At 63.2% G+C, this 18378-nt stretch carries 17 protein-coding genes; 12 read left to right on the top strand and 5 right to left on the bottom strand.

What is annotated here, in order from left to right:
• Nucleotides 1-13 precede the first annotated feature (13 nt).
• Nucleotides 14-2539 (top strand): leucine--tRNA ligase, encoded by a 2526-nt coding sequence (gene leuS, locus M1E17_RS13350; RefSeq protein ID WP_457967745.1) that lies wholly within the window; start codon nt 14-16, stop codon nt 2537-2539.
• Between the two features lie 55 nt (nt 2540-2594).
• Nucleotides 2595-3599, top strand: a complete 1005-nt coding sequence (locus M1E17_RS13345; RefSeq protein ID WP_457962513.1) for a DegV family protein — start codon at nt 2595-2597, stop codon at nt 3597-3599.
• 73 nt (nt 3600-3672) lie between these two features.
• Here M1E17_RS13345 and M1E17_RS13340 read toward each other — a convergent pair whose 3' ends face one another.
• Nucleotides 3673-4179 (bottom strand): GNAT family N-acetyltransferase, encoded by a 507-nt coding sequence (locus tag M1E17_RS13340; protein WP_457962512.1) that lies wholly within the window; start codon nt 4177-4179, stop codon nt 3673-3675.
• Nucleotides 4180-4573: 394 nt separating this feature from the next.
• On the opposite strand from M1E17_RS13340, the gene M1E17_RS13335 reads away from it, so the two are divergent.
• From M1E17_RS13335 to M1E17_RS13320, 4 genes are all read left to right on the top strand, one after another.
• The gene (locus tag M1E17_RS13335) at nt 4574-4804 is read left to right on the top strand and encodes a methyltransferase domain-containing protein (RefSeq protein WP_457962511.1); all 231 of its coding nucleotides are present in this window, start codon (nt 4574-4576) and stop codon (nt 4802-4804) included.
• Between the two features lie 250 nt (nt 4805-5054).
• Nucleotides 5055-5423 (top strand): VOC family protein, encoded by a 369-nt coding sequence (locus tag M1E17_RS13330; protein WP_457962510.1) that lies wholly within the window; start codon nt 5055-5057, stop codon nt 5421-5423.
• A gap of 430 nt (nt 5424-5853) precedes the next feature.
• Nucleotides 5854-6039 carry a hypothetical protein gene (locus M1E17_RS13325; RefSeq protein ID WP_457962509.1) on the top strand — a complete coding sequence of 62 codons (186 nt, stop codon included), beginning with the start codon at nt 5854-5856 and terminating at the stop codon, nt 6037-6039.
• 92 nt (nt 6040-6131) lie between these two features.
• Nucleotides 6132-6599 (top strand): hypothetical protein, encoded by a 468-nt coding sequence (locus M1E17_RS13320; RefSeq protein ID WP_457962508.1) that lies wholly within the window; start codon nt 6132-6134, stop codon nt 6597-6599.
• A gap of 73 nt (nt 6600-6672) precedes the next feature.
• Here the strand turns inward: M1E17_RS13320 and M1E17_RS13315 are convergent, their stop codons facing one another.
• Complete coding sequence (locus M1E17_RS13315) at nt 6673-7170, bottom strand: hypothetical protein (RefSeq protein WP_457962507.1); 498 nt, start codon at nt 7168-7170, stop codon at nt 6673-6675.
• Nucleotides 7171-7354: 184 nt separating this feature from the next.
• On the opposite strand from M1E17_RS13315, the gene M1E17_RS13310 reads away from it, so the two are divergent.
• Nucleotides 7355-7843, top strand: coding sequence for an NUDIX hydrolase (locus tag M1E17_RS13310; RefSeq protein ID WP_457962506.1), 489 nt, complete (start codon nt 7355-7357; stop codon nt 7841-7843).
• 368 nt (nt 7844-8211) lie between these two features.
• Here the strand turns inward: M1E17_RS13310 and M1E17_RS13305 are convergent, their stop codons facing one another.
• Nucleotides 8212-8784: an AAA family ATPase gene (locus M1E17_RS13305; RefSeq protein WP_457962505.1), complete on the bottom strand. Its 573-nt coding sequence runs from the start codon at nt 8782-8784 to the stop codon at nt 8212-8214.
• 405 nt (nt 8785-9189) lie between these two features.
• On the opposite strand from M1E17_RS13305, the gene M1E17_RS13300 reads away from it, so the two are divergent.
• The 3 genes from M1E17_RS13300 (at nt 9190) to M1E17_RS13290 (ending at nt 13243) form a co-directional block, all read left to right on the top strand.
• Nucleotides 9190-9693, top strand: coding sequence for a 2'-5' RNA ligase family protein (locus tag M1E17_RS13300; RefSeq protein WP_457962504.1), 504 nt, complete (start codon nt 9190-9192; stop codon nt 9691-9693).
• 627 nt (nt 9694-10320) lie between these two features.
• The gene (locus tag M1E17_RS13295) at nt 10321-11283 is read left to right on the top strand and encodes a helix-hairpin-helix domain-containing protein (protein ID WP_457962503.1); all 963 of its coding nucleotides are present in this window, start codon (nt 10321-10323) and stop codon (nt 11281-11283) included.
• Nucleotides 11284-11308: 25 nt separating this feature from the next.
• A complete protein-coding gene (locus tag M1E17_RS13290; RefSeq protein ID WP_457962502.1) occupies nt 11309-13243 on the top strand; it encodes a ComEC/Rec2 family competence protein in 1935 nt (644 codons plus the stop codon).
• A 590-nt stretch (nt 13244-13833) separates the two neighbouring features.
• Here the strand turns inward: M1E17_RS13290 and M1E17_RS13285 are convergent.
• Nucleotides 13834-14961: an NAD(P)/FAD-dependent oxidoreductase gene (locus M1E17_RS13285; protein ID WP_457962500.1), complete on the bottom strand. Its 1128-nt coding sequence runs from the start codon at nt 14959-14961 to the stop codon at nt 13834-13836.
• Between the two features lie 197 nt (nt 14962-15158).
• Nucleotides 15159-16316 carry a glycosyltransferase gene (locus M1E17_RS13280; protein WP_457962498.1) on the bottom strand — a complete coding sequence of 386 codons (1158 nt, stop codon included), beginning with the start codon at nt 16314-16316 and terminating at the stop codon, nt 15159-15161.
• 397 nt (nt 16317-16713) lie between these two features.
• Here M1E17_RS13280 and M1E17_RS13275 point away from each other — a divergent pair, with 397 nt between their 5' ends.
• Nucleotides 16714-17157: a hypothetical protein gene (locus M1E17_RS13275; RefSeq protein WP_457962497.1), complete on the top strand. Its 444-nt coding sequence runs from the start codon at nt 16714-16716 to the stop codon at nt 17155-17157.
• Nucleotides 17158-17326: 169 nt separating this feature from the next.
• Complete coding sequence (gene holA / locus M1E17_RS13270; protein ID WP_457962496.1) at nt 17327-18343, top strand: DNA polymerase III subunit delta; 1017 nt, start codon at nt 17327-17329, stop codon at nt 18341-18343.
• Nucleotides 18344-18378: the final 35 nt, after the last annotated feature.

The following is an 18378-nucleotide window of genomic DNA, read 5'->3' as shown; positions in this document are numbered from 1 at the left end:
GAAGAGGGCAGCAGTGGGCGTTCAGCCGGAAACAGAGACCGGAACAGCAGCAGTGGCGGCGGAGGGACCCGACGAGGGTGCCTACAGCTTTGCCGCCATGGAGGCCAAATGGCCGCAGGTGTGGGAGGACCTCAAGGTCTTCACGCCCGTCGACGACGGTTCACGGGAGCGCCGCTATGTGCTGGACATGTTCCCGTACCCCTCAGGTGACCTTCACATGGGCCACGCCGAGGCGTTTGCCATGGGTGATGTTGTGGCCCGCTACCTGCGCCAGCAGGGTTATGACGTGCTGCACCCCATCGGCTGGGACTCCTTCGGCCTCCCGGCCGAGAATGCGGCCATCAAGCGCAATGCGCACCCCAGCGAATGGACCTATGCCAACATTGAAACGCAGGCGGCGTCCTTCAAGCGGTACGCCATCTCCGCTGACTGGTCCCGGCGGCTGCACACCTCCGATCCCGGGTACTACCGCTGGACGCAGTGGCTGTTCAAGCGTTTTTACGAGCGCGGTCTGGCCTACCGCAAGGATTCGCCGGTTAACTGGTGCCCGAAGGACCAGACCGTGCTGGCCAACGAACAGGTGGTCAACGGTGCCTGCGAACGCTGTGGAACGCCCGTCACCAAGAAGTCCCTGAACCAGTGGTACTTCAAGATCACCGACTATGCCGACCGGCTCCTGGATGACATGGACGAGCTCCGCGGCCACTGGCCCGAGCGTGTGCTGGCCATGCAGAAAAACTGGATAGGCAGGTCCGAAGGCGCGCACGTCAACTTTGTCATCGAGGCCGACGGCGGCAAGCCCGCCAAGGATGTCACCGTCTTCACTACCCGCCCGGACACCCTGTATGGTGCCACCTTCTTTGTGGTTGCCGCCGACGCCCCGCTCGCCGTCGAACTGGTCACGGAGGAGCACTCCGCCGCCCTGGATGCGTACCGCGAGCAGGTCAAGGCCCTCACCGAGATTGAACGCCAGTCCACGGAGCGGGAGAAGACGGGCGTCTTCACCGGCCGCTATGCCATCAACCCGCTCAACGGCGAGAAGCTGCAGGTCTGGGCTGCCGACTACGTCCTGGCCGATTACGGCACGGGTGCCATCATGGCAGTCCCGGCCCATGACCAGCGCGACCTCGACTTCGCCAGGACATTCGGCCTTCCGGTCAGGACTGTCCTGGACACCGGGGAGGAGGACCCCGCTGTTTCCGGCAAGGCGACGGCAGGCGAAGGCACCCTGATCAATTCCGGCGCCCTGGACGGGCTGCCCAAGGCCGAGGCCATCCCCCCCGCCATTGGCATCCTGGAAAAGCAGGGAACGGGCGAAAAGTTCGTCAACTTCCGCCTGCGCGACTGGCTGCTCAGCCGCCAGCGGTTCTGGGGCACGCCCATCCCCATCATCCACTGCGCCGAGTGCGGGGAAGTCCCGGTGCCGGACGACCAGCTGCCCGTTACGCTGCCTGACAACCTGCGCGGCGAGGACCTTTCCCCAAAGGGCACCTCTCCTCTGGCGGCGGCCGAAGCCTGGGTCAACGTGGAATGCCCCAATTGCCAGGGTCCGGCAAAGCGGGACACGGACACCATGGACACGTTCGTTGACTCTTCCTGGTACTTCCTGCGTTTTGTGTCCCCGGACTACACCGAAGGGCCCTTTGATCCCGAGAAGATCAATGACTGGATGCCGGTGGGGCAGTACGTGGGCGGCGTGGAGCACGCCATCCTGCACCTGCTCTACGCACGGTTCTTCACCAAAGTGATCCATGACCTCGGCATGATCGACGCCGATGAGCCGTTCAGTGCGCTGCTCAACCAAGGGCAGGTCCTCAACGGCGGCAAGGCCATGAGCAAGTCCCTGGGGAACGGCGTGGACCTCGGCGAGCAGCTGGACAAGTACGGCGTGGACGCCGTGCGCCTGACCATGATCTTCGCTTCCCCGCCCGAGGACGACGTGGACTGGGCTGACGTTTCGCCGTCGGGTTCTGCAAAGTTCCTGGCCCGCGCGTGGCGCCTGGCGCAGGACGTGGCCAGTGTTCCGGGCGTGGATGTTACTGCCGGTGACCGTGCCCTGAGGTCCGTGACGCACCGCAGCATTGCCGATGCAGCCGATCTGCTGGACAACAACAAGTTCAACGTTGTGGTGGCCAAGCTGATGGAGCTGGTGAACGCCACCCGGAAGGCGATCGATTCCGGTGCCGGGGCAGCCGATCCTGCCGTTCGCGAGGCCGCTGAAGCAGTGGCGGTTATCCTGAGCCTCTTCGCACCGTACACGGCAGAGGACATGTGGAACGCCCTGGGCCATCCGGCCTCGGTGGCGAACGCAGGCTGGCCTGCCCACGACGTATCGCTGCTGGTACAGGACACGGTCACCGCCGTCGTCCAGGTGCAGGGGAAAGTCAGGGACCGCCTGGAGGTGTCCCCGGACATCACTGAGGAGCGGCTGCGCGAGCTTGCGCTGGGCTCGGAGAACGTCCAGCGGGCGCTTGACGGCCGCGGCATCCGCACCGTGATCGTCCGCGCCCCTAAACTGGTGAACATCGTCCCGGCCTAGCCGGTCCCGGCCGCCGGATCCGTCCGGCGGCCGGCCATGACTCCAGGAGGCACCCTTGCCAGACCATGATGCCGCCGCCTGGACCTGGCTCCGCGCCCGGCTGGGGGCCCTTCGTCCCGTACCCCGGCCGGAGACGGCCGCCGCGCCGTCCCCCGGCGGCGGTACTGCTGTGGTCACCGATTCAGCAGCGGCGCTTCCCGCAGAGTGGGTAGCGTCCTTCTCGGGCGACGGGCGGCTCACCGTGATCCCCATGCCCGTGATGGTGGGCGAGGAAATCTACGGTGAGGGCGAGGGCGACATCACCGAAACCATCTCGCTGGCACTGGCTACAGGCAAGTCGGTCAAGACCTCGCGCCCGTCTCCCGGGCAATTTGAGCAGGCGTTCCTCGCCGCTGAACGCCGGGGTTACCAGGCTGTGGTCTCACTCCACATCTCCGGCGGGTTGTCGGGGACTGCGGATGCGGCCCGGCTGGCGGCGGGCAGGGTTGGCATCCCCGTGGAGGTGATTGATTCCGGCACCGTGGGGATGGCCCAGGGCATGGGCGTGCAGGCCGCAGTGCTCGCCGCGGCCGAGGGGCAGGACGCTTCAGCCGTCAGGGCGGTGGCGGAGGAGCAGCTGGCACGGACCAAGGTCTACTTCTATGTCCCCAGCCTTGAGCAGCTGCGTCGCGGCGGAAGAATCGGGGCGGCGGCGTCCCTCCTGGGAACCATGCTTGCCATCAAGCCCATCCTCGCGGTCGACGACGGAAAAATCGTGCCGCTGGAAAAAGTCCGCTCAGCGGCCAGGGCCGTCGCCCGGCTGGAGGAGATAGCAGCGGCCGATGCTGCGTCCCGACCCGACGGTCAGGTGCGCCTCGCCGTCCATCACTTCGGCAATCCGGCGGAAGCGGAAGGGTTGGCTGCCAGGCTGGCGGCTGCGCTGCCTAACATCCCGCCCGCGCAGATCAGTTCACTGCCGGCGGTTCTCGCGGCGCACGCGGGGCTAGGGGTCCTTGCGGTGATCGTAGGGGAGACAGGTCCGCTGGCCCCACCTGAAAATCTGCCCGGGCTTTCCACGTAGGGCTGCTTTCCAGCACGTCCCATACCGCTGATTTCAGCAGCGACAGAGGTTGCAAAACTCCATCCCTTGCGGTTCAGGTGGTTATCCAATACCTCAATTTGAACGTTGTTAGTGTGTCCAGACTGTTGAGGGCATCCGGAACGCCCCCGTGGTTTTCGATCACCCGCCGGGATGCAACGTTGCCGGCGTCGCAGGTGAGCAGTGCCTCGCGGATCCCAAGGTTCCGTGCTTCCACCAGTGCAAGCTCCAGAATTTGGCCTGCAAAACCGTTCCTCCGGAATCTTGGGCGGACTGAATATCCGATATGACCTCCCGCCAAGTGCAGTGACGGATTGAGGTGATGGCGTATCGAGACCCGACCCACTATCCGGCCTCCTACTTCCGCAACCAAAAACGTCTCCGGAACCCAGGCCTCGGACAAACCGATGCCTTGACGAAGACGTTCCGTTCTGTCGAGAAAATCCAACCAGTCGATGTCCGGCTGATAGCCATGGAGGAACTCAAAGCCTTCACGTGCGAGTTCTTCATGAGCTCGCGTTGCCTCATGCACGTCGTGAAGTGAGAGGCGGCGAAGTTCCATGACATCAGACACTAACGTCTATCTCTGAGCATGAAATGGGTTGCGGGTATCAAAAGACGGTCCCGTAAGCCCATCCTCGTCCGAGGAGGGCCGATGCTGGGCCGTAGCCTGTCCCCTTTGCCTGGTGCGCCTGGGAAGACCACCACATTGCGTCGTACTTCCTGAGGGGACGGCTGGACATAGAATCACCTCTGCATAGAGCCTACGAAGTCGCCAGGAACTGCCGTGTCAACGCTTGAGGTCATTGAGGCTGACGCGCACGGGGGTGGCGACAACACACGGCCTAGGCTGGTTGAGGTGCTCGACCAGGTCGCCCGCCCGGACCGAATGACACTCAGGCCGTAAAACTCCGCCGCTTACCGCTGCAAGACACAGCTCCGTTACGGTTGGTCGCATGCGACTGCTCGAACAGATTGAAGGGATCAACAGGCGCCACCCTTGGAGCCACAACGATTTCTATTCACCGTGGGTTCTGAGGCAGGCAGCGCAGGGTGCCCGGCATAGCGCACTCGATATAGGTTGCGGTTCGGGAAACCTCGTCGGGAGACTTCGAACCCGCTTTAGACACGTCACAGGCATTGAACCGGAGCATGCGATGGCTCGCACCATCCACCAGTTGAAATGACGGCCCCAACAGCAATGCCACGAGAAACGTTTTCCGAGATTCGCAGATCAGTTAAGTTGCAGCTGCCTGGCGGGAGGATTCGTCACCGGCTTTTTTGGCGCTACTCCTTGGTCTACACGAAACCGGCATAAGGTTCCTTCAAGGGGATACGGCGCCAGGGCGTCGACTCTCACTGTTCCGGGGCAGCTGGCGCAGGGGAACGCAACGGAAGATTTGGCTCATGTTTGTCGCGAGGATCGCCACTGTCACAATGAAAACCAACAACGCCGGAGAAGTCGCTCGGTTTTGGCATGAAATGCTCGACTATCGAATCGCGCCCAACCACAGCACCTCTGTGAAGCTCGTTGGAGACGATGGGCCCGCACTGCTCATCCAGCCGTCGGACACACCGATCGAACAAGGGGCCATCCATTTGGATCTGCGGCCGGAAGATCAATCGGCCTGTGTGGGCCAAGCCCTCAAGCTCGGGGCCGTGCATGCGGACATCGGGCAAACCGGCGACGAAGGATGGGTCGTCATGGCCGACCCCGGCGGCAACCTCTTTTGTATTCTTCAGTCTCGCGCCGACTACCAAGCATTCCTGTTCAACGATCCTGGCACCCCAACGCCGATCGATTAGGGTAGATGCAGCCCAGGGGTGACCTACGACTGGGCGTGGCTAGTCACCACGGCAGTGCCGGGTTGTTCCATTCGGAGATCTCGGCGTTTGCCACAGCGACCCTCTGCCTGCTGAACGTCCTGCTCCACCCTGACGCTCTTGTCATCACCGGGCTCATTGACGTTCACCGCCTGGGGTTGCGCGGACCGTTACGCAGACTCGCCCGGGCCACCAGGAGTATCGCCAGTGGCCAGAACCCTAGTTCAATGTTCATCACGCTGACCGTTACCTCACCCATTACGGGATAGAGCAGGCTGAAAGGAACAGCGTCGCCGTCTGCCAGCTCCTGGACCAGTTCTTCTAACGACGGCGGAGGCTGCTGCCCGTAGCGTCCAGTCGAGGATCGATGTCCGACGCTCTAAGACTCGCGGCTCTTGGGATGCTGATACCCATGGAACCCCTGGAGATGGAACGGCGGGTCATTGAGGCAGCAGAGGTGCTGGCTCGATCGCTCGGTAGCAACCCAAACCACACCGTGGCGGCCGCCGCCATGGACACCAACGGCCGGATACACACGGCTGTGAACGTCATCACTTCACCGGCGGCCCCTGCGCCGAGCTCGGCGCCCTGGGCGTAGCCGCAACCGCTGAAGCTGGCCCATTGGTCGCGATGGCAGCCGCCGGCGACGGAGGACGTGGTCTGATCTCACCGTGTGGGCGCTGCCGGCAGGTGATGCTCGATCTGCACCCCGATATTCTCGTCGCGGTCCCAAGCGTGGATGGCCCCCGGATGCGCCCCATTACCAAGCTTCTTTCAGACACATACTTCTTTCCAGATGCCCAAGCTGAGCGAGTGTTCCGCTTCAACCGGAGCCACTATGACGCGGTCGTATGCGGCCGGAAAACCTCGTCTGTCCGATGGGACGAGCGGATTGCAGTTGGTCCTGCGATTTTTTACTTCGAAGATGATGTGACGTGTCCACCCCTGCGCGGAGAGATCCTTGAGATCCAGAGGTATCGGATCAATGACCTAACTCCAGAACGACTCCGCCTTTCGGACGGTGGAACGGTGGAGGGCTACCTCGAAGGTCTTCGTCGGCACTACCCGGCTATGCCGGTCGACGCGTTCGTAGACGTCGTCGAATTTCATATAGCTCCGGCCGAGTCCACTCAAACCGGGGAAGTAACCGCCCGGTAGGGATTCCTTGGGTTCCTGCGCCACTTGCGGTGTCCCAGTTCCATGCGCCGGGACTCTTCCCGCGGATGGGTTATCAGAAGTTCAACAGCCTGAAAATCTTTGTAGCTATCTGACTCTCGCTCAACTCGTCAGTCTCAATGATGTAATCTGCGGGCGTCGACTGAGCGGCAAGATAGCGATGCTCAAAGAAATCGTCAATGGCTGGACGGGCTGAATCAAGCGTGAACCGTTCGTGCCAAACCGAGGCACTCGCTCTGAGCTGGATCGTCACCGTATCCGATTTCATTGGCGCCAGGCCTGCCACCAGTTTGTGAAATTCTCCGTTTTGGTAGACCCAGGTCACGATCACAACATCCACGCCGGCCGCACTCGCGTTTGCCAGCAGGGCCTGGAGGTTTCTCTGGAGCATCAGTTTCGTGCGGTCATCGACTCGCCAAGGTTGGTGCTGCCACAAAGCATCGACGTCGATCCATTGAACCAGCGGGCCACCACCCGCTATCAGCCTCAAGAGCGCTCTCGCTACGCTGGTCTTACCAACTCCAGGGGCCCCACCTAACATCACTAAACGCATTTCGCCAATGCTAACGGAAGCGTGGTGTCCCGAAGATGCGGCGAGAGAAATCGTTATCCTTTATCCAACCAAGAGAAGGCATCAGGGACCCAAGTAACTGATTTTCCAGCTGCTCAACTGCCTCAGGAGGATTTTTTCCCAGACCATGGCATCGTTCTTGATATCTATTGAAGGAACCCAAAGGATGAAATCTCTGCCCGTCACGGACCGCTCCGGTAACCAACTAGTCGCGATAGATCTCGTCGACGAGAGCGAGCTGAACAACCCTCTGCCCGACATAACTCTTCCCTTGTCGCTGATCATAGTGATGCAGGCAGGAAAAGTCTTGATGATCTTCAATAGGTGGCGGCAAGAATGGGAGTTGCCGGGAGGAATGATTGACCCTCACGAGACACCCCGCGCGGCGGCGACCCGCGAACTAAACGAAGAAACCGGTATCGCTGCCACCTGCCTCGACTTCCAAGGACGGGCGCTCTTCGCCCTAAAGCGACCCGACCGACTTGAGCACGCTGCAGTCTTCTCTATCCGGCTCAATTACCTTCCGGATCTCAAGGTAAACGAGGAAGCTTCCGCCTTTCTCTGGTGGACGCCGAGCCCGTCCCCCAAAGAGAATATGAGCGCCTTGGATGCTGCCATTTCCCACTGGTGTGCCGGGGTAGTGAAGTTCATCTGACTCCCAGGGACACCACTCCCAAGCTGATGCAGAACTCGGTGATCGAAGGGGCGGTTGCTTCTTGTCTGAAGGCAGCTAGAGTCGGCTTCGTGCAGCACTTCTTGCGCGAAACTGCTCCTTACTACCAACATTCAGGATGGACGCACTGTGGGTCTGTCGACAGGATCGCCCAGGTCAGCCGTAATACCTGGAGACGACGATCAGTCTCCAGTAGGACAGCAGAATGAGCAGTCGGCGTTGTCCGCGTATCCCTCCCGATCTGGCAGCGGAGGACGTGCAGCTGCCGATCCTGTGACCCTCGCCAGATTCGAAGTTCAGTCTTGGAATTCTGGCTGCCCCGCAAAGCCTTGCACTTTTGCGCGCCGTCATCAGGTAGTCGGCCTGAAGGCGAATTCGTCCGCAATTATCTGGGCAGTTTCGGCTGCGGATAAGTTCGTGTTATCAATTTTGAGGTAGTTATCTTTGATAAAAGCGTCGCCGTCAGAATTCAGCTTGAATTTCTCGTCGTCGTCCAACAAGCGCTTCCTGGAACTCTCTATATCCCGCTTGGACGCCTTGTGTAACAACCTGAATTCAGTTTCGTTCCGGCTCAGCCGCTCCTCCAAGTCAGCCTGGAGCTCAACGAAGTACACGGCTGCACCTTTGTCTCTGAAGATGTCGCAACTCCGCTCCACGAACTCCCGGTCAGATTCGTCCTCCACAGCCCAAACGAAGGTGAAAATAAGCCCTGGCAAATCGCTTATGGCAACCTCTTCGAACACACGTTGGCGGAACTCGGACACCAAAGCTTCGAATTGGGGCTCCCCGAAATCAAAGAAGTTCAGTACCAGTTCGATGGTCATGTGGTTATGGAAAAGTCTAAAGCCGGTGATATTCGAAAGCTCGTGACCGACTGTCATTTTCCCAACTGCAGGGGGTCCAAAGATGACGACGAACTTCACGAATTTCCTTCGATCTGGCTTTGTGGGTTAGAGGCAGATAGCAGCAGCTTGGTTTCGGCCAGCGCTTTCACGTACAGCGATAAGCCGGGAATTGACGGAGAGGCTCCATAAGGTGACCCTAGCCGAGGGGGTTGAACGCCTCAAAATGGTGCCCCTCCTGCCGCCGTTAGCCCGGCGGACAGGGACGGCCGCGACGGATACGCGGCGCCCAGCGGCGCCCTTCTGACTGCTTCCGGTGGGCGGGTTTAGTGCGGCCAGAACGGACCTGATAGGGCCACAAGTAACTGATCTTCAAATCGGTCGTGAGGATCTTTTTCCAGGCTCTTAGCCGTTCTTGGACGTAGTTGAAGCAATCACCAAAGTGTTGGTTGCCTCTCGCTTGACTGCATAGATAGAGTCGGCCTGGTGCAGCACTTCATTGCGGTGATTCCGCCTTCACGCGTCAGCGACACTCTGCGTGAGGTGGGCAACTACCTGATGGTTGGCCCGCACATCACCGTCAAAGCGCAGCCTGGCCTCAATGCGGAGGACAAACCTAAATGGATGGGTCGGCTGCGGCAATCCCTGGTGCACTTCGGCGAAGTGAAGGTGCAGCTAGGATCACTTGCGTCCTTCGGTGGTTCGGTCGCATACCTTGAAGTTGATTCCCCGCGTATCTACGATTTGTACGACGCGCTCTTGACGAGCATCAACCCAGCTCCGGAGGATGCAGAACGCTACTTCGAGCTCGACGGGTGGACTCCGCATCTGACACTGGAACAAGGCCGCTCGATTGACTTCGACAAGCTCCGCGCAGCGGTTGATCGGCTCGGACGTGTGTCGGCATTCACTGTCGACACACTATGGGTCTGTCGACAGGATCACCCCGGTCAGCCCTACTACCCGGAGACGCCGATCAATCTGGTGTAGAGACATGCCAGCCGTCAGGAGGAAGTGGCGCGGTCGGCACCGACCGAGTGTGCCGGGCGCCTGAGGCGTTGCCGGCTACGTGCCGTTCGGACCAGGCTCGAGACTCTTTGCGTGGCAGCAGCCGAAGGACGAATACGGAAAACCTGCGCGGGCACGGAGTTGCTGTCCTCGTTCCGCATCTGCACGGAGGCTTCCTCGCTGAAGACACAGCCGTTGTGCAAAAGGTCGTGGATGAATGTCGGATGCCGCCGGTTCTACTGGGGCACTTTTACGGCGGATCTGTCATCACTGGCCTGGCGCGGGTCAGCCCGGGCACGGTCGCTGCATGCCCGGTCGTGCTGCCTGGCAAAGCATCGAGAGCACTACATCGTCTGTAACAAGACAGGACACTGCAGCCCGATCTTCAGAGGCGCATGGCCGGACGGTGCAGCACATTCATCAGCGTAGAGTCGAGTCACTCACCGTTCACCAGCCGGCCAGTAAACCTCGCTGTAACCATCCTTGGAATCTAGAACTCACGGCAGGGGAGTGTGCCGGCTTCTTCCGCGCGGCCGGGACAGGGTCCGCTTTCCACATAGCTTCAGCCTGGCCTGTTGCCGGCGCGTGGGATTCCCTAGCGTGGGGCCTATGTCACGCCGGGATGCTGGAGCAGCAGCGAGTCAGGGGGCACGCCACGCCAGGGACCGGCTGCAATCCACCCTGGGCAGCCGGCCCCACGGGCTGCTCCTGACAGACGACGGCCAGGAAATCTTTGAGTACGACGGCGGCACGGACGTTCCTGCACAGGAAACCGGAGTCCATGGCGCCGGCTCCGGGCGCCATCCGACGATGGATTCAGGGGCAGGAAGCGTGGCCGGGATGGGCCCTGCCGGGATAGGGGGCGCGGCCAGGACGGGTCCCGCCCTCAGGTGGCGGCTTGGAGTCCGCGTGGCCGTGCTCATCTGCATGGCCGCACTACTTGCCGGCGCCTGGTTCTGGTGGCAGGTCTCCCAGGGACAGCCACACGTGATTCCGCTCAGTGACGTCAGTGCTACCGGGAGTCCATCGGCCACGCCCGGTGGGGTGACGGATGAGCCGCCCGAGGGCGATGTGCCTGCCGGTCCAGGCGATGGGGATCCTTCGGCCGGGATCCTCATTGTCCATGTCGCAGGGGCCGTCGCCAGCCCAGGGGTGGTTCAGTTGCCTTCCGGGAGCCGGGTACACGAGGCGCTTGCGGCGGCTGGTGGCAGTACCCCCGCCGCGGACCTGGATCGGCTCAACCTGGCTGCGCCTCTGGTGGACGGGCAGAAGGTCTATGTTCCACTGCCGGGCGAACCGCTGCCTTCCGATTCGTCCGGCACGGCCGCCGGACCGTCCGCAGGCGGCGCTGGCGCCGGCGGGGATGCAGGCGGCCCCGGTGGTACAACGAACCTGAACACCGCCGGTATCGAAGAGCTTGATGCGCTGCCCAAGGTGGGACCGGTCCTGGCCCAGCGCATCGTGGACTGGCGAAAGGAGCACGGACCATTCAAAACCGTTGAGGAACTCGATGCCGTGGATGGCGTGGGGCCCAAGATGCTCGAAACGCTTCTTCCCCTTGTGAGCGTCTAGGTGCGCGTGAGTGAAGGAACGTCCAGTGGCTAGCCGGAGCCCGTGGAGCCGGTACATTGAATCGGCGGTGCGGGACCGGGAGGTTCCCGGAGCAGAGGAATCTCCGGGGCGGGAATCTGCGGAGTCCGCGGCCTCCCGGCGACGCCGGCCCCTTAGTTCCGTGCCTACTGTGCTAAATGAACGTTTACAGGGACAGCTACGCGGCCGGGATCGCCCCGAGGCAGCCTCCGAGGCGCCCCGGCGCCGCACGGATGTAAGGCTTGGGCTTCCTGCGCTGCTGGTCTGGTGTGCGGCCCTTGCTGGCGCCTGGCTGTCACCGGAGGCGTTGATGATCCTGTGCGGCACGCTCGTGTCCCTGGCTGGACTGCTGTTCGTGACGGCTGCCCGGAGGAGGGCTGCAGTCCGCCCTAATCAGGGCGGCGGTGCAGCTTGGCCAGTCCGGATCCTCGCCGGCCGCCGGCGGTCGGAAGGCATCCCGCGGAGCTTCATACTGACCACCTCAATCGCCTTGGTCCTGTGCGCCGCCGCGGCCGCTCATTCCGCCGTCGCGTCATCCCAACGCCACAACGGAGCACTTGCTGATGCCATCGCGGCCGGCAGCTCATCGGTTGCCGTCCTCGAAGTGTCAGGCTCCCCACGTGCCCTGGTTTCGGGCGGCTCGTCCGGGATGCCGGGCCGGTGGGCCGTCCCGGTCATGACTGTTGAAATCACCGCCGGCGGCCAAGTGATCCGCACCCGCGCGGAGCTTATTGCCATGGGCGGGAACGCCTGGGGAAGCCTGGTACCCGGCCGGGTCGTCAGGACCACCGGCAAACTGAAGCCCGCTGACCCAGGCCAGCCCGAGGCCGGCGTGCTGGCCGCGTCTTCGGCTCCGGCGGAGCTCTCCGAGGGTCTTGGCTGGCAGGAGGGCGCCAAGGACCTGCGCAGCCGCTATGTTTCGGCATCCTCCTTCCTCACGGCCGACGCCCGGGGACTCCTGCCCGGCATGGTCACCGGAGACACCAGCGCCCTGGATGAGGGGCTGAATGCCGCCATGAAAACCGTGGGGATGACTCACCTGACCGCCGTCAGCGGTGCCAACTGCAGCCTTGTGCTGGGTGCCCTCCTGTTGGCGGCCAGGAGCCTGCGGCTGCCGCGGCTGCCTGCTGCAGCTCTTGCCCTGTCCGGGCTTGCCCTGTTTGTTGTGATGGTTGGTCCTGATGCCAGTGTCCTGCGCGCCGCGCTGATGGGCTCAATCGCCCTCGCATCCTTGGCAGGCGGTCGCTCCGGGCGTGGCCTTAGTTTCCTCTGCCTGGCGGTCATCGGCCTCCTCCTGTTTGATCCAAGCCTTGGAACCAGCTTCGGGTTCCTGCTATCGGTGCTGGCTACGCTGGGAATCATTGTCCTCGGGCAGCGCATGGTGGACTGGACGCCGGCGGTCATTCCACGATGGGTGGCGGCCGCCGTCGCGGTGCCTCTGTCAGCCCAGCTGCTGTGCAGCCCGGCAATCGTGCTTTTGCAGCCGCAGTTCTCCACCTACTCGCTGCTGGCCAACGTCCTGGCCTCACCATTGGTGGCGCCGGTAACGCTGCTGGGTACGGCAGCGGTAGCGCTCGTGGTCCTGGCCCCTTGGGCGGCTATTGTGCTGATCGCGGTTGCCGGCACCTTCAGTGCCGGTGTGGCGTGGATCGCCAGGTTCACTGCCGGCCTGCCCGGGGCCTCGCTGGCGTGGCCCGAGGGAGCTTTTGGGCTTCTGACGATGGTGTTGCTGTCCGCGCTTACCCTTGTCATCGTATGGATGGTCGTCCGGCCCCGTCGCATGCTGCACGTGGTGATGGCGCTGCATAGCCGCGCAGAGCAACTGCTTGAGCTGGTTGAAAACCACCGCCACCGTAGCCGCCATTATGGGGTTGTAAAACGATCTGAGGCCCCGAGCCCTCGCCGCTGGTCCAACACAACACTGCCACGTGACGGGATGTAGCCCCGGTCGGAGTGGTGCTGGATGCAGCCCAAAATGACTCATGGGCGCTGGTGAACCACCGGACTCCCTCGCCCGGGCCAGAGAGGTGAACCGGAAGGGCGCCGGGGCTGGTCTTGAGAACCTTAAGGCAGTGATCCAGGCGGACTGTCTGCCAGACGGGGGAGCCGTATGCGATAGCGACGAGCACGTCAGTGCGTTCGTGACCGACGGCGGGACTGGACGCGTAGCTTGGAATAAAGCCCCCGGTCGCCATATACCCTGCAGCATTGTTTCCTGCAAAGACCAGGGCGGCGATGATCACCAGCAGCCCGTGGCGCCGGAGTAGCTCCACGATCGGTATCCTGGGCTTTTTCTTGGCTGCAGCGATTTCCTGGAAGAGGGGATTCGTCCACGGACTCGAGGTTCCCGACGATCGCGACGAATCTCGAGGGCCGGGAGTAACAGCCGGAACACGCCGAGTGTCCGCCGCCGCACCACGCCCGGGGCGCGGGTGCGACGCGGGCCGAGCATGCCTCCACGCTAGCCGCCCCGGCTCTGCCACTCCGGTCCTGCGACACCCGAACGCCCGTCGCCCGAAAGTGCGAGGCGCGTCAGGCCCCGAACCAGCGGGCGCGTCGCACGGCGCCGAAGTCCGCCTTCTCAGCGGCATACGCCGGCGACGGCCCCAGGAGCGGGGCGGTCGGCCCGCCGTCAGCGTGGAAGTCGACGTCGACGCGACCGACGTCGCCGTGGCCGAACTCCAGATAGCAGAGCCCGGTGCCCCCGGATGCAAGTCCGCCGGCGCCACGGATGCTGCGAACGATGCTGTCCGCGACGACGTGGGCCGCGCTCTCGGCGAAGGTGCCGGCCTTTGGGATCCCGGTCTCGGCGCAGTCGCCGATCGCGTACACCCCGGCGTACGGCGTCTGCAGCGTAACGGGGTCGACCGCGACCCAGCCATCCTGCGTCAGGCCCGCCTCGACGAGCACGTCGGGCACCTTGTGGGTCGGGATGCCGATGAACAAGTCGTACGGCTCGTCGTGGTCCTTGAACTGCGCGACCTGCGCGTCGGGGTCGATCCCGTGGATTCGGTGGCGTTTCGTGTATGCGATCCCACGCTCGGCCATCGCGCGTTCCAGCGCGGCCGATGTCTGGGGCGATACGGGGATGGGCGACGGCTGCGGACTGACCACGTGAAGGTCGCTGCCCTCGCGTATGCCGCCTGCGACGAGCAGGTCGTGGAGCAGCAGGATCGCCTCGTATGGCGCGGGCGGGCACTTGAACGGGATGGAGAGCACGGCCAGCATCACCCGGCCGCCGCGGAACGCCGCCAGTTCGTCGCGCAGCCGCTCGGCGCCTGCGACAGTGTAGTACTCGAACCCTCCGTCGGCGAAGCCGGGTGTCGCGGCGATATCGTAGTCGGCACCGAGGGCGACGACGATGATGTCGGGATCGTAAACCGCAGCCTCGGTGACGACGTGCCGCGACCCCGGGTCGATCGCGAGCACCCGCTCCTGGCGGAATTCCACACCCGGGGTGCTGATCTCGCGGTAAGGGATCCGCACTTGTTCCGCGTTCTGGTGCCCGAAGAGGACCTCCAGCTTGGAGAAGCCGAACACGAAGGCGTCGTGCTGGTCAAAGAGGGTGACGTCGACCTCGCCGGCAAGGCGCTCCGACAGTGTGCTCGCGAGTTCCAACCCTCCGAAGCCGGCGCCGAGGATCATGACGGTTGTTGTCATGCACCTCATCTTGCGCCTTGGACGGCCTGGCGTCCACGCCCGATGGATGATGCCCGTCGGGGCTCGATACTCTGCAGTGCTGAGGTCGTCGAGGTCGAGGGCCAGCGGGGGCGAGCGGGTGTTCGTGGCAACCCGTATGAATGGCAGTGGCCAGTCTCCGTGATGACGTCTTTGGGTTCAAGCCCTTACTGCTGACTTCAGGGACCGTGCCCGATCATTTCGATGCGGTCGGCTCCGTTCCGCGCTCCGTTTTGGGCACGGAGGCGTTCGCCGGTGCGTGCGGTTGCAGCGATGATCGCGTGGTCGGTGAGAATGTCGTTGATGGTTTTGCCGATGGTTTCAGGGGGCGAATTTGCGGGGAGGGCGCGGCCGAGTCTGTTGCGTTCGATGGTGTGGCCGATCAAAGGTTGGTCGGATGAAGTGTTCAAGGGCAGCACCAGCAGGGGGATGCCGTGGGCGAGGGCTTTGAGGGTCGTCGAGTGTCCACCGTGGCCGATGACGAGGTCGGCGTGAGGCATGATCTGTTCGTGGGGGATGCGCCCGCGGAGCTCGACATTGGCTGGAAGTATCTGATCGATTTGTAGAGGCACTCCGCCGGTGGTCACTATTGCCCGCACTGCTGATCTGCCATTTGCCAGTTGGCCCAGGGCGGTGATGATTCTCTGATACACGTCGTCCTGGTTCTTCTGCCAGGCGGTGCTGAGGCTGACCAGGACCAGCGGCGGGCTCCCGGGCGCGCGTGGCGCGGGGGGAGTTGCCTGCTCGGTGGTGCCGATCCAGTCGAACGCGATCCGGCAGCTTCCTTGCCCGGCTGGATCTATGTCCCAGTCGGTGGGCAGGAGCCGCGCGGCGCAACGCTCAAGGAGAGCCAGGGGGCCAAGCCCAAACGGCCGGAGCAGCGCGTTCAGGGCAGGGTTGCCCATGCCGTGCTCCCAGAATTTCCCGAGCGAATGGAACAGCGCAGCAGTGGGGGTTCCCGTGTTGAGGGCTTCCCGCAGCGAAGTGAGCATGACGCCGTCGACAACGATAATGTCGGCACGTTGGCTGGTGAGCAGGAAGCGCACATCCCGGGTAGTTCTTCGCCCGAGCGCCATCCGCATCAGCGCAGGCGCATGGCCGAACTTCCCTGTAGGCAGGGAGACGTCCATCTGTGCCAGGGCGGGCAACTCCACCATCTTCACATCTGCGGGAGCGGAGTGCTGGGGGCGGGCACGCACGCCGGCAATGGTCACGTGATGGCCGCGACGCGCGAGCTCTCCGGCGATCGCGAAAGTTGGCGGGAGGTTCCCCCCAATGTCACCGCTGAGGAACAGTACGTCCAGCGGCCTGTGATGAGATCGCTGATGGTCGGTCATGGCGGGATGGGCACTATCAGCATTCTCAGGCTCATGAACCCATTATGACCGCGTCCGCTCCGGACTGACCCAGGAACTTTCTTCCCCTTGACTCCCCGGCACGGGTATTGCGTCCCGTGCCGTGAGCTCGTCAGACCAGAACCGGCAGCTGACCTCGAACCCCTTCCTGACGATCGAGCAGGTATGAAGGTCAGGGTGGCCCCTCAGGTTCGCAGCTTGACGCGGTGATAGTCCAAACGCTGTACTTTCATCTGGGGGTGGCAAAATTCTGCCGGAGCCGGGGCATCTCCTGACCGGTGACATTGGCCGGGCGCACTTATTCCGCCGGTCGCCGCGATTCTGGCCTGCCAGGGCCTCCCGCGAACCGGCCACCAGGCCAACCTTTGAAAGGCTCCACATGCGTCTTCCTGTTATGTATTCGTTCACGGCGGCAACGGCGGTTGCCGCCGGACTCATCCTCAGCGGATGTTCCATTGCCGCACCGGCTCCGGCACCCGACCCCACAACCGAAACCTCGTCCTCCGCCGCGCCGGCACCTGCTGGCGCCAACCTCGCCGACGCCGTATCGGGATGCGGACTTGACGGCGCCGACGGAGTAGAGCTGAACGCGTACGGGACAAAGCTCTCCATCGACACCAAGGGACCCCGGGAAACCTCCGGAGCAGCGATGGCAGACGTTCAATGCGTTCTGGGCGCCCTGGAGGTCCCGAAAGACATCACTTCGATGATGAAGCTCACCACCTCCACGGCAGAGCCCACCGACGCTGAGTGGGAAGATCTGGGCTTCGCCTGGAACTACAGCCCCGAGAATCATTTCCGGCTCGCCATCGTCCGAGTCTGAGTACCCCTCGACGGCGCTGCCCGAAACCAGCTGGGGCAAAACAAGGCGTCTATGGCCGGCCTCGGAACAGGGTCGTTAGGAGCCCAGCCGGACACGGCGGCCGCTTGGAGCCAGGGGACCGCCGTGGCAGGCTTAGATACCGCACCAACATTTCCAGGAGGAATCCGCCATGGCCGCTGCGCCAACTGCCCGAACCCGCACGACGGCGTCCAACACGGCCACCTGGCGGGACGTAGCACCGGCCGCCGTGGTGCTCGTCGGTGGTCCGGAAGAGTATCTCGGGATCCGGGCAATGGACCACGTGCGGTCCCAGGTGCGGACCGCGTCTCCTGATGTGGAGGTGACACGGATGAACGCGGGCAGCTACGAGGCCGGAACACTGGCCATGAACGTCAGCCCCTCCCTGTTCGGCGAGAGCAAACTGATTGAAGTCGAAGGCGTCGAATCAATGAATGACGCCTTTCTGGCGGATGCCTTGGCATACCTGGCCCATCCCGAACCGGATGCCGTGCTGGTTCTCAGGCATGCCGGGGGAGTACGGGGCAAGAAGCTACTGGATGCTGTCAAAGCCGGCGGGTGGCCGGTGGTGGATTGCCAGCCACTGAAAAAGGAAGCAGACAAGGCGGCCTTCGTGGCTGCTGAGTTCCGGGCCGGCGGCCGCCGGATTGAGGCCGACGCGGTCCAGGCACTTGTTAATGCCGTCGGCGCCAATCTCTCCGAACTGGCAGCGGCGTGCAGCCAGCTGATCGCGGATGCCACCACAGCTGTCACCACTGACATGGTGGACCGCTATTACGGGGGCCGGATTGAAGCCACGGCGTTCAAAGTAGCCGACGCCGCGATGGCCGGAAACGGGCCGGCGGCTCTCTCCACGCTCCGCCACGCACTGGCCACGGGAGCTGATCCTGTTCCGCTCGTTGCGGCCCTGGCCGCCAAGCTCCGGACGGTAGCCAAGGTGGCCGGAGCCCAGGGATCTTCCGCGCAGATTGCCAGGGATCTGGGAATGCAGCCGTGGCTGGTGGAACAGGCCCAACGCGACGTCCGCCGCTGGACGCCAGAAGGATTGGTCCGTGCCATCCAGGCCACAGCCGAGGCGGATGCACAGGTCAAAGGGCTCTCCCGTGACCCTGTCTACGCCGTCGAACATGCCGTGACCGTGATCGCCATGTCGGCAAAGCAGCGTTGAGCCGGAAGAACTCTTGAACGCCTTGGAGGCCACGG

Source organism: Arthrobacter sp. D1-29 (assembly GCF_054130585.1).
The sequence above is the reverse complement of the archived record's forward strand: the minus strand, read 5'-3'. Positions and strand labels throughout refer to the sequence as shown.

Coding starts and splice junctions, on each gene's coding strand:
- M1E17_RS13340 (WP_457962512.1), bottom strand. CDS start 4,179: ATGGAACTTCGCCGCCTCTCACTTCACGACGTGCATGAGGCAACGCGA.
- M1E17_RS13335 (WP_457962511.1), top strand. CDS start 4,574: ATGCGACTGCTCGAACAGATTGAAGGGATCAACAGGCGCCACCCTTGG.
- M1E17_RS13330 (WP_457962510.1), top strand. CDS start 5,055: ATGAAAACCAACAACGCCGGAGAAGTCGCTCGGTTTTGGCATGAAATG.
- M1E17_RS13325 (WP_457962509.1), top strand. CDS start 5,854: ATGGAACCCCTGGAGATGGAACGGCGGGTCATTGAGGCAGCAGAGGTG.
- M1E17_RS13315 (WP_457962507.1), bottom strand. CDS start 7,170: ATGCGTTTAGTGATGTTAGGTGGGGCCCCTGGAGTTGGTAAGACCAGC.
- M1E17_RS13310 (WP_457962506.1), top strand. CDS start 7,355: ATGAAATCTCTGCCCGTCACGGACCGCTCCGGTAACCAACTAGTCGCG.
- M1E17_RS13295 (WP_457962503.1), top strand. CDS start 10,321: ATGTCACGCCGGGATGCTGGAGCAGCAGCGAGTCAGGGGGCACGCCAC.
- M1E17_RS13285 (WP_457962500.1), bottom strand. CDS start 14,961: ATGACAACAACCGTCATGATCCTCGGCGCCGGCTTCGGAGGGTTGGAA.
- M1E17_RS13280 (WP_457962498.1), bottom strand. CDS start 16,316: ATGACCGACCATCAGCGATCTCATCACAGGCCGCTGGACGTACTGTTC.
- M1E17_RS13275 (WP_457962497.1), top strand. CDS start 16,714: ATGCGTCTTCCTGTTATGTATTCGTTCACGGCGGCAACGGCGGTTGCC.
- holA (WP_457962496.1), top strand. CDS start 17,327: ATGGCCGCTGCGCCAACTGCCCGAACCCGCACGACGGCGTCCAACACG.